Source organism: Lacipirellulaceae bacterium (genome assembly GCA_040218535.1).
In the GTDB taxonomy this organism is placed as follows: Bacteria; Planctomycetota; Planctomycetia; order Pirellulales; family Lacipirellulaceae; genus Adhaeretor.
On the sequence record JAVJRG010000005.1, the window covers coordinates 2,065,013 to 2,081,383 of the forward strand.

The following is a 16,371-nucleotide window of genomic DNA, read 5'->3' on the forward strand; positions in this document are numbered from 1 at the left end:
CTGCTTACCTTAGTTGGATGCCTGAAGTTTCTGGGAGAGTTTGCCTGCGGCTACCACAACCTCTTCTAACACGACATCGACCGGACGGCTGTGCTGAGATTGGGCCAGGTAGGGTACTGTGATTGCTGCTACGGCACAATCAGTATGGTCGAGGACCGGGGCCGATAGATCGGTCACGCCTCCGACGAATTGACTCGCTCGCTTCTCATATCCGCGACGGCGAACTTGCTTCAGACGTCTCAGTAGGGCCGTCCTTTGTTGGTTATTGACGTTCTCTGCTGACGCTGCGATCCATTGCTTTTGTTTATCTTCGGGTTGAAACGCTAACAAAACCATCCCCGAGCCGGTCTTGGCAAGCGGGACTCGCATGCCAACGCGGACGGTATAGCTCAAAAACCCCGGTGCATCGACCTGGGACATGATTAGCAAGAAACCTTCGTCCGGCACACCCAGATGGCAAGATTGCTCAATCTGTTGAGCCAACCCTCGGAGGATCGGCATTGCTGTTTCGTGCAAGCGATGCGTCGGCGGGTATTGGTGAGCGAGTACGAACAGTTTTGCTGAGAGGCGATACCGATCGTCGGACGTTGCCTTCTGGACGTAGCCTCTCTTCAGCAGGCAGTTAAGCATGCGGTAAAGCTGGCTCAGACTTCGCCCTAAGTACTCAGCAATCTGCTGCTGAGTCAGTCCGGCTTCGTGCACTGCCAGCAATTCTAAGATGTCGAGACCTTTCTCCAGGGCAGGGACTTCGTAACTGGTCTTTGTTGTACGTTTCTTTGCCATGGATGCCGTAGTTTCTTGACTGGCCGCCCAACTTCCCATATCGTACATCCATGAAAGTTATTTTCACAGGTGAAATATCAGCCGAATGGCCTTTTTTCACCTCAGGTGTGCGTGCCATTGAAATCACGTGAGGAAAGACCATGACTCATGGTGAGACTTCCCAGGTGCGATTACTGCGGATCAACCCTGCAGATAACGTGGCGGTCGCCGTCCTGCCGCTAGCAGCAGGATATCAAGCAACCTTTGATGGAAGTCGAGTGACGGTCCGAGAAGATGTAAATCTAGGAGCAAAGATCGCTCTAGCGGACATCGGCTCTGGTCAGAAGGTCATCAAATTCGGCGAGCCCATTGGCTCGGCAAGTACCGAAATCGCGGCCGGCGATTACGTGCATACCCATAACCTGCAAAGCGACTACATCCCGACTGCGAGCCACTGAGAAACGATGCAAGGCTACCTCCGACAAGATGGACGAAAAGGCATCCGCAATGTCGTCGCGGTCGTTTATCTCGTCGAATGCGCTCATCATGTAGCGCGTGAAGTGACTTTGCCGTTTCGGGAACAAGGCGCTCACCTGATCGGCTTCCCCGGGTGCTATCCCAATGCCTACGCCCAGAAGATGATTAGCCAGCTCTGCACCCATCCTAATGTCGGAGCCGTACTGGCTGTTTCGCTGGGGTGCGAAAGCTTTAACCGCAGCCGAACTGGCCGCCACAGTCGAAGCTTCAGGACGGCCAGTGGAAACCCTCGTCATTCAAGAGACGGGCGGCACCCGATCGACCATTGAGCAAGGTCGCGAATGTGTGCAGCGGATGCTTAAGCAACTAGAGCAGACTCCACGCGTCGAACTGACGGTCGCCGACCTCGTCGTGGGAACTATCTGCGGCGGGTCCGACGCCACCAGCGGAATCACAGCCAATCCGGCCATCGGAATGGCATTCGATCAGCTTGTTCAGGAAGGAGCCGCTTGCATTTTCGAAGAGACGGGGGAACTCGTCGGCTGCGAATCGCACCTCGCCCGTCGTGCCGCGACAGCCGAGCTGGCGACTGAACTGACCGCCTCGGTTGAGAAAGCCCGCCGTTACTATCAGACCCTAGGGCACGGCAGTTTCGCTTCGGGCAACGCCGTCGGCGAGTTGACCACCCAGGAAGAGAAATCGATGGGCGCCTACGCCAAGAGCGGCACCTCAACGATCCACGGACTACTCAAGCCTGGCGACTTGCCCAGTCGGAGCGGCTTGTACTTGCTGGATGTCGTCCCTGACGGCGAAGTCCGCTTCGGCTTCCCCAACATCAACGACAACGCAGAAATCGGCGAACTAATCGCTTGCGGAGCGCACGTCATCCTGTTTGCCACCGGACGCGGCTCCGTCGTCGGCTCGGCGATTTCCCCCGTGATCAAGATCTGCGGCAACCCTCAGACCTACCACCGACTCGAAGAAGACATGGACATCAATGCCGGCGCGGTTTTAGAAGGCAAGGCAGACATCGCCCAAGTCGGCCGAGAAATCTACGACTGCGTACTGGAAACTGCCGCTGGCCACGCAACGGCTTCAGAAGCGCTCGGCCACCAAGAATTTATCATGACATACAAGCAATTCGAGCCGCTCGGGCCGAGTTGCTTGCCGGTGGTGAGTTAGTGGCACATTCTCTACTGAGCTGACAAAGCGGATTGGTAACCTCAATTCGCTGTCGCGACGTCCGTATGGTGAACGGTCCCATCCACACCATGAAATCTTGCCGTTAGCGTTGGAACTGAGTTAACTCTCTCAACAGTCACTGAGAGAAATCCACCCTTCACACGAAGGAAACGGTGGTACTCTGCAACGAAGTCTTCTTTACTCCAACCTCCTGCATGTTTGTTGGAAGCCGGGCCGCAGCTATACTCGCGCGTCTTTGTCTTCGGATCGACGGACATATATTGCCAATGCCTGTTGCTAAAGACGACGACAGCGTTCACTTGAGACCCCAGAAACGCGCGTAACTCATCCCCCTCATGCTGAAAAGCCGCATTCGCATGGTTCTCGGCCTTCTTTGAGCGATCGGGCCACATGCCAAAAAGAGTTGCCGGCAGGCGGTTCGCTTGCGGCTACGGCGATATGAAGAGAACCTACGAGATCATAAAGAATCTCGCGAGCGGAGGGCATGGGACTCGAACCCACAACCGGTTGCCCGGCACCTCAATTCCAATGAGGCCGCTAGCCATTCGCTTACCCTCCGAAGGGCGACCACCAAACAGTGGCCTGGCAATTCATTATTTTAAGTCGTTTTACCTACTTCGCAACGGGAGTCTTGCCGGTGAATTGTCGACTTCGGAAGAGCCTCAACAGCGGTTGCTCGACCAAAAGGTGTCCCAGGGCTGCCACCAGCCCGCAGCAAGCGAGGCAAACTAGCGTCCACGCGAAACGGGTCGCGGGGGTCATCTCGGGAGAGAGCCCGCTTTGCAGTTTGGCAACCAAAGCAATGACATACACGTGCGACAGATACAACGAGTACGAAGCATTCCCCCAAAACGCCAATCCATCCCAAAGACCCTGGCCCGGCAGCCGCGGCCAACGGCCCAACTGCTCCAGCCCCACCGCACCCGCCACGACCAGCGCTGCCGCGGTTCCGTAGACCGACACACGCAACAAACCGTACTGGGATTCGTCCGGGTAATAATTCCCAACGAAGTAACCGACCAGCAACAGCAAAGCCGCTCCAACCCACAAGCTAACCGCGGGCAAACAATGCTTTCGCTCACACGCATACCAACCGATCAGGCACCCAGCGAGAAACTCCAGCGTGAGCGGCGAAGCAAAAATCGGCAAACTCAAGTTGCCGCGGAGTGAATGAAAATCAGGCTGGTCGTAATGAAAGAAAAAGATGAGCGTCACCGCGCCCCAAAGCAGTAGGTCAGCGCGAACTGCTTTCTTGGAAAACGGCAATAAAGCCGCGAAGACCAAATAAAAGTACATCTCGAAAACAAGCGTCCAACCAACGGCAACGGCGGGGAAGTCTTGCTGCGGCCACAACACGAGCGACTTCACGAGATTCGCCCCGACAAACTTGTCGCGCACTGCCAGCGAAGGAACCAACCAGGCAGCCGTCAACACGGCAAACGTCGTGAACCAATACAGCGGATAAACCCGCGTCGCTCGCCGCCAGAGGAAGCGGGGCACTTCTGCCGCGTTACCGAAACGGTGGTAACAGGTGACCATCATCACCACGCCGCTGATCACAAAGAACAGATCAACCCCGGAGAAGCCAATGACTCGATAGAAGTGCAACCAATTGGCCTGACCCTCGACGATCGACCAACGCTCGTCGGGAGTTTCCGCCAGGTGATACAGAACTACCAGCCAAGCGGCAAAAGCTCGCAAGGCCTGAATGCTCTCAAGCTGAAACGGCGGGGACGAATTAGCAGGCGTGACGGTACTCACGGAAACGCTCGAAACCCGTCGAATTCAAAGCCAATCAAATCAGTCAGCCGTCGTTTGAAGCAACGAAATGAACTCTTCGTTCGAATTGAACTTGCCGAGTTTCGTCGTGAGCTGCTCCATGGCATCCACGTGGTGCATCGAAGAGAGCGTCCGTCTGAGCATGGTAGCCGCTCGCAGAGTCTCTGGCTCCAGCAGCTTCTCCTCGCGGCGAGTTCCCGATTGCTCGATGTCCATGGCTGGCCAAATCCGACGGTCGGACAGTTTACGATCCAACACCAGTTCCATGTTGCCCGTGCCTTTGAACTCTTGGAAGATCAAGTCGTCCATGCGGCTGCCGGTTTCGATCAACGCTGTGCCGACGATCGTCAGCGATCCGCCTTCTTCAAACGCACGAGCCGTAGCGAACAACTTTTTCGGCACGTCCATCGCTTTGATGTCGACACCGCCGCTCATTGTGCGACCGGTGTTGCCGACGTATTTGTTGAACGCTCGTGCCAACCGGGTGATCGAATCCATCAGCATGAACACGTCCTTGCCCATTTCCGAAAGACGCTGGCAACGGGCAACCGTTAGCTGGGCGAGGCGAACATGATTCTCGACATCGTTGTCCAAGCTGCTCGCGAAAACCTCGCCGCGGACGTTCCGACGCATGTCGGTCACTTCCTCGGGGCGCTCGTCAATCAGCATGACCACCATCGTCACTTCGGGATGGTTTTCCGAAATCGCTTGGCTGATCTGCTGCATGAGCACCGTCTTACCAGTCCGCGGCGGAGCGACAATCAGTGCCCGCTGGCCTTTACCGAGCGGAGCGAGCAGGTCGATAATCCGTGTGCTGATTGGTTCAGCACCTGTTTCCAACCGCAGCCACTCTTCGGGCGTGATCGGCGTGAGTTCGTCAAACGACTTGATGTTGACGTATTCTTCGGGTGCCATGCCGTCGACATCCAGCAGCTCACGAAGTCGCGGGCCCTGCTGCTTGCGGTGGTGCTGGACCATACCGCTGAGCAAGAGCCCTTCGCGAAGCCCAAACTTCTCAATCATCGTGCCGGGCACGAACGGATCCGTTCGCTCGCGGGTGAAATTAGTTGCCGGGTCGCGGAGGAAGCCGTACCCGTTGGGGTGCATCTCAAGCACGCCGGAACCTGCGGTCAAAGGCAATGGTTCGCCGTTATCGGGATAGTCGTCGCGTCGCGAATCGCGGTTGTTATTGCGCCGACGGTTACCGCCACGTCCGCCACGTTTCTGGTTGCGGCCACCGCCATTATTGTTGTTATTTCGTCCGCGGTAACGACCGCCAGACCGCTGCTTCTTTGCCATACGAAAACTCTATTTGATTCCTAACGAGACTTCTAAAAGTGATTTCACTCTAGGCATGCCGAGAGAAAACCGTTGCACAAACTGACCTTAGCGGGCCTTCTTGATTTGATTCGAGACAACGTGCCGCCGAGGCATAAGCTCGATCCGAACTACAGACCATCATCCTCGTGCTTGAACTGAACGTGCCAGCCGAGATCTTCGACCTCCATGTTCTTGCTCTTTTCTCCAGCAAACAAAGCCGGTGGAACGAGCAAGTGACTACAAACATCCCTTCCTTGAGCCACTCCTACGAGAGTTGGCACACCAGCAGCTACCCTTCAACGGGTGAATCTGTGGATTTTGTTACTGCCGACTTTGCTGGCTCTGCCGATGGCGAGAACAAGCAAGATCGAGTCGACATCTCCCAGAACGAGCAGGTGCGTAGAACAATGATGCCCTTACTTCAGTTGCTCGGTTCCAATGAATTTATTCCTGCAGCCAATGGTGATGGCTGAGAAAGCCGCCCTTTGTTCATGCTAACAACTACCCAACAAATTTGTTGCCAGCACAGGCGAAAAAACGTTTTTGATCAGAGTCATCTCTGCTCACGGCCAAGGCCCAAGCGAAAGGTCATTTGTCTCATTCCGAACGTGACATCACGAAAGTTGGATGTGAGTTGGAAAGCTTCTGACTTCCTTCCCTAACGTGCGAAACCGCTCTCGGGGAGTAGTACCGTGTGACAGGATCGAGAGCTAAATCGCTCTCAACAATTGCCTCGCCCAGAACTACTGCCCGCGACACAAACAGGTGTCTTGGCAAACACGAAAGAGCCCTGATTGGCTGTGAAGAACTCGGTGCGAAGCACTGAGGTTTTGAACTACGCGGTAATATTAGTTATGCCAGCACTTATGTCAAGCGAATCCCGCAAAACAACGGGTTTTTCGCGGTTCGAACTCGCGAATCCGAGCAGAGTAAGAGAATACCTCAATATCGGTGGGGCCTATGTGAAATGGCTAGATCTCGCCAAGACTACCCAAGCCGGGCTGTGGTGGCTACCAAGTATCGCTGTAAACCCAATCAAGTTAATGCCTTAAGGAGAGCATCACGAACCTGCGGGATTCGCCCGTAAGTGATGGAAAGATGTCGAGATCGACGATCTCAGAAATCGGCAAATTTTACCCAAAGCCCCCAAGGATAATAATCCGATAACTCTCTGGACGGCGTCATTCCGTCGACGAAGGCGGATGCTCCTCTCCTAAACTCAAAAACGCGAATGGAATCGCAATGGCTTATCGATACACCTTACCGGTTTTCGCACTTCTCCTGGGTTGTTTCGCTGGCTCCGCGGCTGTTTCTGCGGAAGAAGCGGTTACATGGCGAACGAATCTTGACGCAGCAAAAATTGAGGCTGCTCAAAGCAATCGCCTAGTTCTGCTGCATTTCTACACGAAAAGCTGTGGCCCTTGCAGAAAGCTCGACAAGAACGTCTTCAGCCAACCGCAGATCGCCCAATCGATCGAGAAGAACTATGTGCCTGTGAAGGTCGATGCCGAGGCCTCGCCAGCGCTGCGTGGAGCCTTCCGTATCGAACGCGTTCCGACCGAGGTGATCATCACTCCCGAAGGCAATCAAGTCGCCAGCATGGGCAGCCCAGCGAAAGCCGATGAGTACGTCGGTCGACTAGGCCAAGTCGCTAATCACTTCCGTCAAACGACTCAGCAATTGGTAAGAACCTCTCACCAGCAACCTGCTCAGGTGAATAACGCTTACGCGAACCTGCAAGTCGCTCAGCCGACGCCAACCGGACAACCAACTGCTTCTACGCCACAAGCTGGTTCAGTAGCACAGGTCACGCAGAATCCTTATGTCAGTAGCCAGCCTGCACAAGCTCGCACTCAGCCTGCAACCACCGCTTCGGTTGGAGGTCGTTACGCAACACCTCCTGCTCAAGCCACTCCAGCACAGGCTGCTCCCCAACCGACAGCGCAGCCAAGCGTGGCCCATGTACAACAGGCTCAGCGACAACGTGCACAGCCCCAAATGCCAGCGAACGCGATGCCCCAAAGCTACAAGCGGAATCCTGAGGCAGTAAATACACAGTCGTCTGCACAAGTAGTTGCATCTCAGGTTCCTACAAGTCCACAACAGAACCTTGCAGCCACCACGACTCCTGCAGATCAGGCGAACGCAACCTCAGCATCCCAGCAACCGGTTGCCCCTTTCGTCGACAGAAGGGTCACACCAACGGCAGACAACAGCATCACTCCCACGCCTCAAGGTTTCGCTGCGGCTGGCGCAGCCGCAGGCCAGAAGGCGGGAACCGCCCCACTAGGGTTCGATGGTTACTGTCCTGTATCGTTGAAGGACCACAAGAGATGGGTGAAGGGTAAAGTCGAGCATGGAGTTGTCCATCGCAATCGGCTCTATCTCTTCGCCAGCGACGAAGCACGCCAAAGGTTCTACTCCAATCCTGACAAGTTCAGCCCCGTGTTCTCAGGTTGCGATCCTGTGTTGATGCTCGAGCAGCAGCAGGAAGTGCCCGGTTCGCGGCAATACGGCTACAGCCACCGCGGGTCGTTCTATCTGTTCGCCAACAAGATCACGATGCAGAAATTCGCCCAGAATCCGGACGCCTACTCGCAGCAGGTTCGCCAAGCAATGACCACTATCGATAGTCTGCAAGGCGGCGGTACGATTCGGCGATAGCCGTTTCTGGTCTCGCGATTCTTTCGTGGGGCAGAAAACAAGGGGATTGCGCGGTTAACTTGTCGAATCTTGAACCGCCAACTACTCTTTCACTTAGCCTTTCCAGTCGACATGCCGTCGGCTAACTGGACCTAAGACTCAGTAATCCAGCCGGGTACCTCGAGAGCCCGGCTAACCTGAGACGGCCAGACTGGAGAGGCTTTTTCTTTGCGCGCCAACCTGCCACGATACGGGTTTTCTTGTCGAAGCAGCTCTTTCTTGCTTTCTTGCTGAATTCTGACCAGAGGTTCGGGGCAGGGCCCCTTCTGAGAAATGAAGCATCCCCTCTGGAATCGCCTTGAAAGGGCCCGATATATCGATTTCTCTAGGCCTAAACACCTCAACAAACCCTTACGTCGCGGTTCTCAACCAGATTCACGCGATTCTTTTCTGATTACCCCCCCCCCCGAAATTGTTGACAATCGACAGATCCCGTGCAAAATGGGTCGTGTGTAGCGAATTCCTAGAATCTGCCGTTCGGCACGTGGGGAATTCCTCAAAAAGCCTTTTCACAGCGATCTGTTACTTTTTTTCTTGGAGGGAAGTTCTAATGAAGAAGTTGAGTTTTCTGAGCATCGCCACGGCTGTGGTTGTATGCTCCGCGGCAGTTTCACAAGCCGCGACGGTCACCATTGAGGCTCTTGACCTACGCGGCACTGGTGTCTTCGGTCATGCCGACGCCACGCTGAATTCTGGTCCCGGCAATACCACTGCCGATCCCCTCGATTGGGATATCACTTACAACAACTTAGATCTCGACGGCGATTCCACCGCCAACGATACCGTCAACTTCACCGTGCGTGCTTCTGGCGGTGCAGGCCAGCGTGCTTGGGGTCAAGGTGTCGATACTGGGTTCGGCAGCTTGAACGGCGTCACCTTCTCTGTGATCAATGTTTCTGGCACAACCACCGACGGTGGCAATGCCATCGTTTTCGACGGCTTTACTGGCGGTGCTATTGGTGTAGGCGGTAACGGCGACCTTGATCGGAATGCGGAGATCAATGGACAGCTTGCGAGCGTCATGTCTCCTAGTACTGGCGGTTTCCAGTTTGTAATCGACGCTGTTGATTTCGCTCCGACAGCAACTGTACTGTACGACAACTCCGGCGGTACTTTTGGTGCTGTATCTGCTCGCCACCACGACCTGCAGTTCAGTGCCGTACCTGAGCCGACTGCACTTATCCTTTTCGGTCTCGGAACGCTCGGCTTGGCAGCTAGCCGTCGTCGCTAAGAGACGCAAGCAGAATTGCTAACTAGAAACGCCCCCGCCGGGACGGCCACTGTGCCGGAACGGCGGGGATCGTTTTACCGCTGCGATTAGCCCGCAGCATCTGGGGCAGAGAGATCAAAACAGCCCAGGCAAAGTAGGCCTGCACGGTTCAGAGCAGCTTGATCCACGGAATATCGGCGGATTCCTGTGTTAGGGTCGCCAACGTATCAACCACGCTGGACTCTTTTGAAATTCAAACAAATTTCCGCAACCAAAATATTCTTAGGATAAACCCATGTTCCTCAAAAAAATAACGATCGCCGCTTCAGCGGTGCTCATGTTGACTTGCACAGCGAATGCTCAAGTCATCATTGATGGCCTCGATATCCGCGGCACCGGTATCTTCGGCTTCGGTGACCAAGGTAGCCACCAGACAAACGTTACTGCCTCTTCGTACAACGGTGGTGCTTTCCCTGGAGCTCCTCGCACCCCCAACGATCCTATTGATGTGACGATCACCTACCCAGGCCTCGATTTGGATGGAGATGCCACTGCAAATGACGAAGTCACTTTCACCGTTAGGTGGCAAAAGGTCGATTTCGACAACGACGGAAACGAAGGCGGTTTCCTTGCTAGCTTCGGTCAAGGGATGGACACAGGCTTTGGAAGCTTGGGCGATATGCAGGTAAGTGTCATTGGCGTAACTGGTAAGACAACCGATAGCGACGATTTCATCGTATTCGATGGTTTCACAGGCGCCACGCTTGGTGCAGGTGGCAACACAGGCGGCATTGATCGAAATGCTGAAGTCAATGGCACCTTGATCTCATTCACCGCTGCAGAGACTGGGGCATTCCAGTTCTTCACCGAGAGCATTGATTTCGCCCCAACACCAATCCTAGAGATTGGTAATTCAGGCGACTCTGATTTCGATGGGATGGGTGATGGCGGCGCTGGCAGCATCGTTGCCCGTGCCTATGACTTCCAATTTAGCACCTCGGAAGTCGATCCCGGTGTCGATGGCGACTTCGACGGCGACCTCGACGTGGATGGTGCGGACTTCTTGGGTTACCAAGTGAACGACTCCACCCAGATTCCTACCTGGGAAGCCAACTACGGCACGGGAACGTCACCACCAGCCATCGCGAGCGTACCCGAGCCAAGCTCGCTCTTGATCTGCGTTCTCGGCGGCGTTGCTGCTCTGTCAACCACGCGTCGTCGTGGATGCTAGTTAAGCAATTAGTAGAAATGAGTCCACCTCCTCCCGTACATGCGGGAGGAGGTATTCAGGAGCCGCGGGGCAGCGGCTCCTTTTTTCATAAATCCCCTACGGTCTAGGGAGAACCGGTTCTATGGCTAAGGAACATTTGAGGCCAACACGTCACTTAGAGCGATCTGCTTTCACTTTGGTCGAACTGCTGGTCGTGATCGCCATTATTGGTGTACTCGTAGGCTTGCTGCTGCCGGCTGTTCAAGCGGCACGCGAAGCTGCTCGCCGCAATCAGTGCTTGAACAACGTCAAGCAAGTTGCCCTGGCCGAATTGAACTACGAATCGGCAAACGGCGTTTTCACGCCCGCGGGACGCACCAACTACGACACACCGTGTGACGAGAACAATCCGGGCAATATTTCTTCTCCTCCTCCCCAGCGGAAGTATCCGAACGGCTGCGGCGGTCCACCGTGGACCGTGTTGATTCTTCCCTTCATGGAGCAAACCTCCCTCTTTGATCGGTTTCATCTGGACACGGGGTTTGTGCCCTTAAAGGACCTCACCGATTCAAGACAGTGTGGAAGTAGCCAGAAGAACTTGGACAATTACGCAGCCCAACTGTCACCCGCATCGTTTCTGCACTGCCCGAGCGATCCTTTCGCGATCGATCAGCCAACGGTCAGCTGCTACAGCATCTGCCAAGGCGGGGGGCCCAACGACACGAACACGAGCACCCTCGAATACGAACAGAACTTAGGGGCCAGGTGTTGGGGCGGTGGTGGCTCACGATTCTTCCTGGCGAACTACACCAACGGCATTGCCTACGGGAATTCGGAGATCGGTTTTGGCGAGATTACTGATGGTTCCACGAATACACTTTTGATCGGCGAGAATAAGCTGCACTTTCTAGCCAACACACAGGGTGGTCGACCAGAACGCTATTCTCTCTGGTCCTCCTCAGTCAATGAGTCCACCGGGTTTGGAGTTCCCCTTACCGCCTTTGCAGCGTCAAACGGAATCAATGCCGATGGTCGCACGGCAGGGCTGATGTACATCGACTGGATCCTTCAGGGCTGGCGCTGCATCAATGCGGGCAGCTTCCATCCGGGCGGGGCAACGTTTGCCATGGCCGACGGCTCAGTCCATTTCCTCTCTGAAGACATGGATCTCGAACTATATCGCTCGCTTGGCCGTCGTGCCGATGAGCAACCAACCGGCTCGTTCTTGGAGTAATAAAGAATGGATTCACGATACTTAGCAGGCATGCTCGCAATCGCGTTGGTCGTCACGCTCGGGTGTGGGGGAGGCTCGGGTGTCGAACGCAACACGATCACTGGAACCGTGACCTACGAAGGGAAACCCGTTCCGCACGGCAAGATTCGATTTGAACCAGATCGTGAGAAAGGAGGCAGCGGCCCTCAAGGCTTAGCAGTCATCACCGATGGCGAGTATTCCACTGACGATCTCGCTGGCAAGGGAGTGGTCTCAGGCCCGATGAAAGTCGCCATCGAGGGCTACCCCAGCAAAGAGCCAATGATTCCGCTGATGTTTCCAATCTATCGAGACACAATCGATGTCTCGCCTGATAATCTTGTCTTTGATTTCTCGATTTCGAAGCAACCAAAGCAGGAAGAGAACTAGCTGAACCTAGTGCCTTGTGAGGTGCCTGCGAGGCAGCCTGACACTACTCAGGCTTGTCCTGCTTGAGCGTCCGTTGGAGTCGGATCACTTGAGCACGGACTTCTTCCATGCTGGGATTCAGCCGCAGAGTCCGGCGGAAGCTTTCCAAGGCGGATAGAAGGTTTCCCTGCGAGAGATACGCGTGCCCCATGATCGAGGCGGCCTGGAAGTGATAGGCGTTAATCTCGAGGGCCTGATGGCAGTCGCGGACGGCCGCGTCGAATTGGCCAAGGTGGTAGTAGGCGACCCCGCGTTGGTACCAGGCTTGGGCGATCCAGGGAGTTTGCTGGATAAGTTTCGCTGCTAGTTTGGCCGCCTGGTCGTAGTCGCGGTCGTCGAGCTGCTCTTCGATGGCCACGAGCATCCGTTGGTCTGCGGCAGCCCCGACACGCATCCAAAGTCGGCGGATCGCTTGCTCGGCCAAAGTTCGGACCCCGCGGTCTGAATCGGCGAGAGCACATCCTACAACGTTATTCGACGTGTAGCTTGCTAGGCGACCCAAAGCCAGAATTGCAGCTCGGCGAGAGGAGCGGTGCCCCTCAAGGGCTAGTCGTTCCAACGTGCCAACGAAGTAACGACGCGAAGTCAGCCTCACAAAGGCAGTGATATCCTGGTCAACAAGGTATTGCTCGTACCATTCGACTAGCAGCGGCCCAGGGTGAAAATCCCCGGCCTGATAGTCTTCGGATTGGTATTCGTTATCCACGGAATAACTCGATCGATTCTGCCGTCTGCACTTTGATTTTGTGATTGATATCTACCGATTCTAATTGCAGGATTCACGCTCTCAACGGAAAATGATCGGAGGTCTCGACTTTGCACGACTTTCGCCCAACTGAACAGAAAATGCTTGACACGTATCGCCAGCGAAGCTTCGCCATCGCGTCTCTTGCGGCGTTGCTATTCTGCAACATGGCAACGTCGAGCATCGATGCAGCCGACTGGCACGGCACCAAATCGTTGCGAGCAAAGCTAAATCGTTCCGTGACGCTGCTCTGGCAAGGGCAACAACTTCGCAAGTCGCTGGATACGATTCAAGCAGCTTATGACGTCGATATCTGGCTCGACCGACGCCTCGACCCACGACAGACTTTTGATCTAGAGATCACCGACCAACCGCTGCGAGAGGTCTTCGAGGAACTTACAGAGCAGTGCAAAGCTGGCTACCAAGTTTATGGGGATCTGATTTATGTAGGGCCGAAGGAGTCAGCCAATCAGTTCGCAACGCTGATGGCTTTGGCTCGGGAGCGGCTCAACATCTGTCCTGCAAAAGTCCAGCGACGCTGGCTCGGTCGGTATGAGCTCGGATGGCAGTCTCCCGCGGAGCCCTCCTTACTACTTGGAGAATTGGCAGCCCACTGCAAAGGAGAGTTGGTTACAAACAACCTGGTGCCGCACGATCTTTGGCGAGCTGGGAAGGCTCCTGATCTACGTGCCTACGAACTGGCAACGTTGTGGTTGCTTAGCTTCGAACGACAGGCAGTCTTCGATCCGAAAACTGGCAATCTCATCATTGAGAAACTACGAAGCCCCGTTGCCGTAAAACAGTCCTACGAATCAAGCGAGAAGCTGCTGACCTTCCTTGAGACCAATCCACCAACCGCAACCCAACGCTCGGGCGAAGAGATCAGCGTCTTTAGTACGGTCGAGTATCATCACGCGCTTGCCGAGCATCTGCACGGAAAAAGTCCGTCACAGAATTCCCCTGCCGGCACGAAAGAAAGTTCGCCCCGGGGACCAAAGCAACTCGTATTCACGCTGAAGATTGAGAATCAACCTGTAGGTGCCGTCACAGATCAATTGGCGAAACAGCTCAAGCTAACCGTAACTTGGGCCGCGGAGACCAAGCCACTACGCAATCAGCTTGTCAGTTGCCAAGTTCGCGACGCATCGCTTGAAGAACTTCTGGCGACGGTCCTTGCGCCGGCGAAGCTGAAAGCAACTCAAAATAAAGATGGTTACCGCATCACCAAGCAGTGACCAACTAACTCATGATCCGCCCGAGTTGCTCTTTCATCTCGGTCTCGATCTTGCCCTTAAACATCGCAGCCGCGAAGGGAAGGTCCCCGGTGACTTTTAGGGCCTCTTCCTCAACCGTCATTTCGCCAGCGATCTTGATGCCGAGGGTTTTGAAGCCGAAAGATAGCGTGTTGTCGTCCCAGCTTTGCTCCATATCTTTGACTTGATCTTGGAACTTCGCCTTCATGGATTCGGCAAACCGCTCGAGGCGAGATTTCGCTTCTTCAACGGAATAGTTATGGGGGATCGTCAGGTTGAACTTCGGCACAATGGTCTCGCACGGCTGAGGGAATGAGGTTACGAGTCTGCGAAAAAGAACGGCCCATTGATGAATGACACCGCACCGCCTACTCTTCTTCCTCATCGTAATCGATCCGGTCCGATCCGTGCCAGAGTGGTAGCCCGGCTCGAACTCGCTGGGCGAGGACCTCGAGCTTTTCATCGGACCCAGGCATGGCCTTCGTACTGTTGAATTTTTCTTCGGGGATCTCGCTAGGCTCGAAGTCCCACTGCCCCTCTTTGATTGCGTCGAGAACCGAATTCGGCACGGCAAACCTCCCACCAAGCGTGCAAGTGAACAGGACGAAATGCGTGTGCTCAGCATACCGCTAGCACCAGACCATCTAACCGTGAGTATCAGGTTATAGAGGCCGATGTCAAGAAAATTACGGCCCAGCAAGTTATTGAGCCGCTTCAAGAATGGTGCTCAATTCCTTGATTCTGTCAGGTGAAATCGGCCCCTCTCGATCCCCGGTCGTGACCGCACTGCGGACGGCAACGAGATCGACGGATTCGAGCGGTAATTCGCGGATGATCTCTGGGGTCAGCTTTCCAGCGACAACCGTTCTCAACCCCGCTGCTCGAGCCTTCCTGAGATAACTGGCCAGTGTAGCGGTAGGAACATGCGTCGTCAGAGGCCCGGCAGATTTGTCGAACGTATCGATCAGAAGCGTCTGCAGGCCAAGCTCGATTGCCTCCGCAAGGACGACTTCGATTGCTGGTGCCTGAGCCCGGCCAAAGTCTGCATAGGCGACGGCAGCCAGTTGCTTCCCCGATTCTTGAATCTCGCTTGCCGCTTCCTGCCAGAGTTGACGCCAACCGGGAACGTTTTTGCACCCCGCTAGAGCAAGTTTGAGGATCTGGAGGTGCTCGACAGCAAGCAATTCTCGGGCCTGCGAAGTTGGCCATTCGAGCAACTCGCCAGCGGCTGCCGAAACGGGCAGACGTCTCTCTACGAGATCAACCACTTGCTGTGCAACTGAACCTGAGACCGCGCCGAGCGCACCATTGCCCGGCTCTTTAAGATCGATCCAATCAACGCCTCCTCTCATGGCGATCTGAGCTTCGGCAACGTCTCGCACGCTGACAAGCAGACCCGCCTGCTGCCCAGCTTCGTTCGCTTTCGCATCACACATTGAGAATGCCGTTCGACTCATTGTCATTTGGCTCCCTCACGAGGATGCTGCTTTGCCTCCTCAGTGACCTCACGCAGTCGACTGTTCAAGCGACGGATGACATCCGTGGTAAGCTGCTCGCACCAAGTTCCGCGAATCGTAGCGTAGCCCTCTTTCCAGTTGCCTAACGCCTGCTTCACTTCGACTTCTGCCCATTCGGGGGCTTTCTGTGAAATCCGCGCGACTAGATTCACTGTCTCAGCCGTCTTGCCTGCAACGGTTGGCAGGCTCGTCGGCCCTTGGCCTAGGAAAAACGCCTCGACATGCTCCACAGGGACGGCCACTGGCTGGCGAGCACGGAGGAAGAAGAGGACACTCCGATCCTGAAAAGCGATCCGTGGCCGTCTCAGTTGTCCAATAAGCCCAATAAGCAGGAGGCACCCCAGACCGACCAAAACCCAAGCCAACGCCGTCACCAGCGAGGTCGAGGAGAGCTTCGCGAGTAAACCGCCGATCACGACCAGAAGCCCAGCGGGAACCATCGCCATCATGAGGACCCTTCGATTGGGCTGCAACCAAACTTCCATCAATTCATGCTTTCTGAGACTATCGT

Annotated in this window: 18 protein-coding genes and 1 tRNA gene; 9 read left to right on the forward strand and 10 right to left on the reverse strand. The window is 55.2% G+C overall.

From position 1 onward, the window contains the following. Nucleotides 1-9 precede the first annotated feature (9 nt). Entirely contained in the window at nt 10-783 is a 774-nt protein-coding gene (locus tag RIB44_08400) for an IclR family transcriptional regulator (protein MEQ8616600.1), read from the reverse strand. Between the two features lie 140 nt (nt 784-923). Between RIB44_08400 and RIB44_08405 the strand changes: the two genes are divergently transcribed. After that, on the forward strand, nt 924-1,220 hold the full coding sequence (locus RIB44_08405; GenBank protein ID MEQ8616601.1) for a UxaA family hydrolase: 297 nt from the start codon (nt 924-926) through the stop codon (nt 1,218-1,220). Nucleotides 1,221-1,428: 208 nt separating this feature from the next. Next, a complete protein-coding gene (locus tag RIB44_08410) occupies nt 1,429-2,421 on the forward strand; it encodes a UxaA family hydrolase (protein ID MEQ8616602.1) in 993 nt (330 codons plus the stop codon). 41 nt (nt 2,422-2,462) lie between these two features. Here the strand turns inward: RIB44_08410 and RIB44_08415 are convergent, their stop codons facing one another. The 4 genes from RIB44_08415 to rho form a co-directional block, all read right to left on the reverse strand. Then, nucleotides 2,463-2,834, reverse strand: coding sequence for a hypothetical protein (locus RIB44_08415; protein MEQ8616603.1), 372 nt, complete (start codon nt 2,832-2,834; stop codon nt 2,463-2,465). An 84-nt stretch (nt 2,835-2,918) separates the two neighbouring features. Then, nucleotides 2,919-3,000: transfer RNA gene (locus RIB44_08420), tRNA-Ser, on the reverse strand. 54 nt (nt 3,001-3,054) lie between these two features. Next, nucleotides 3,055-4,203: an acyltransferase gene (locus RIB44_08425; protein MEQ8616604.1), complete on the reverse strand. Its 1,149-nt coding sequence runs from the start codon at nt 4,201-4,203 to the stop codon at nt 3,055-3,057. Nucleotides 4,204-4,242: 39 nt separating this feature from the next. Beyond that, nucleotides 4,243-5,520, reverse strand: a complete 1,278-nt coding sequence (gene rho / locus RIB44_08430; GenBank protein MEQ8616605.1) for a transcription termination factor Rho — start codon at nt 5,518-5,520, stop codon at nt 4,243-4,245. A 167-nt stretch (nt 5,521-5,687) separates the two neighbouring features. Between rho and RIB44_08435 the strand changes: the two genes are divergently transcribed. From RIB44_08435 to RIB44_08460, 6 genes are all read left to right on the forward strand, one after another. Further along, nucleotides 5,688-6,014: a hypothetical protein gene (locus tag RIB44_08435; GenBank protein MEQ8616606.1), complete on the forward strand. Its 327-nt coding sequence runs from the start codon at nt 5,688-5,690 to the stop codon at nt 6,012-6,014. 769 nt (nt 6,015-6,783) lie between these two features. Continuing rightward, nucleotides 6,784-8,205 carry a DUF255 domain-containing protein gene (locus RIB44_08440; protein MEQ8616607.1) on the forward strand — a complete coding sequence of 474 codons (1,422 nt, stop codon included), beginning with the start codon at nt 6,784-6,786 and terminating at the stop codon, nt 8,203-8,205. Between the two features lie 589 nt (nt 8,206-8,794). After that, nucleotides 8,795-9,475 carry a PEP-CTERM sorting domain-containing protein gene (locus RIB44_08445; protein MEQ8616608.1) on the forward strand — a complete coding sequence of 227 codons (681 nt, stop codon included), beginning with the start codon at nt 8,795-8,797 and terminating at the stop codon, nt 9,473-9,475. Nucleotides 9,476-9,749: 274 nt separating this feature from the next. Beyond that, nucleotides 9,750-10,685 (forward strand): hypothetical protein, encoded by a 936-nt coding sequence (locus tag RIB44_08450; GenBank protein ID MEQ8616609.1) that lies wholly within the window; start codon nt 9,750-9,752, stop codon nt 10,683-10,685. Nucleotides 10,686-10,806: 121 nt separating this feature from the next. After that, nucleotides 10,807-11,898, forward strand: a complete 1,092-nt coding sequence (locus RIB44_08455) for a DUF1559 domain-containing protein (protein MEQ8616610.1) — start codon at nt 10,807-10,809, stop codon at nt 11,896-11,898. Nucleotides 11,899-11,904: 6 nt separating this feature from the next. After that, nucleotides 11,905-12,306, forward strand: coding sequence for a hypothetical protein (locus RIB44_08460; GenBank protein MEQ8616611.1), 402 nt, complete (start codon nt 11,905-11,907; stop codon nt 12,304-12,306). 43 nt (nt 12,307-12,349) lie between these two features. Here the strand turns inward: RIB44_08460 and RIB44_08465 are convergent, their stop codons facing one another. Continuing rightward, nucleotides 12,350-13,051, reverse strand: coding sequence for a tetratricopeptide repeat protein (locus RIB44_08465; GenBank protein ID MEQ8616612.1), 702 nt, complete (start codon nt 13,049-13,051; stop codon nt 12,350-12,352). A gap of 110 nt (nt 13,052-13,161) precedes the next feature. Here RIB44_08465 and RIB44_08470 point away from each other — a divergent pair, with 110 nt between their 5' ends. Continuing rightward, the gene (locus RIB44_08470) at nt 13,162-14,325 is read left to right on the forward strand and encodes a hypothetical protein (protein MEQ8616613.1); all 1,164 of its coding nucleotides are present in this window, start codon (nt 13,162-13,164) and stop codon (nt 14,323-14,325) included. 4 nt (nt 14,326-14,329) lie between these two features. On the opposite strand, the gene RIB44_08475 is transcribed toward RIB44_08470, so the two are convergent. The 4 genes from RIB44_08475 to RIB44_08490 form a co-directional block, all read right to left on the reverse strand. Beyond that, entirely contained in the window at nt 14,330-14,632 is a 303-nt protein-coding gene (locus tag RIB44_08475) for a polyhydroxyalkanoic acid system family protein (protein ID MEQ8616614.1), read from the reverse strand. A 79-nt stretch (nt 14,633-14,711) separates the two neighbouring features. After that, nucleotides 14,712-14,912, reverse strand: a complete 201-nt coding sequence (locus RIB44_08480) for a hypothetical protein (protein ID MEQ8616615.1) — start codon at nt 14,910-14,912, stop codon at nt 14,712-14,714. Nucleotides 14,913-15,044: 132 nt separating this feature from the next. Continuing rightward, entirely contained in the window at nt 15,045-15,800 is a 756-nt protein-coding gene (locus RIB44_08485) for a (5-formylfuran-3-yl)methyl phosphate synthase (GenBank protein ID MEQ8616616.1), read from the reverse strand. A 2-nt stretch (nt 15,801-15,802) separates the two neighbouring features. After that, the gene (locus RIB44_08490) at nt 15,803-16,306 is read right to left on the reverse strand and encodes a hypothetical protein (GenBank protein MEQ8616617.1); all 504 of its coding nucleotides are present in this window, start codon (nt 16,304-16,306) and stop codon (nt 15,803-15,805) included. Nucleotides 16,307-16,371 lie beyond the last annotated feature (65 nt).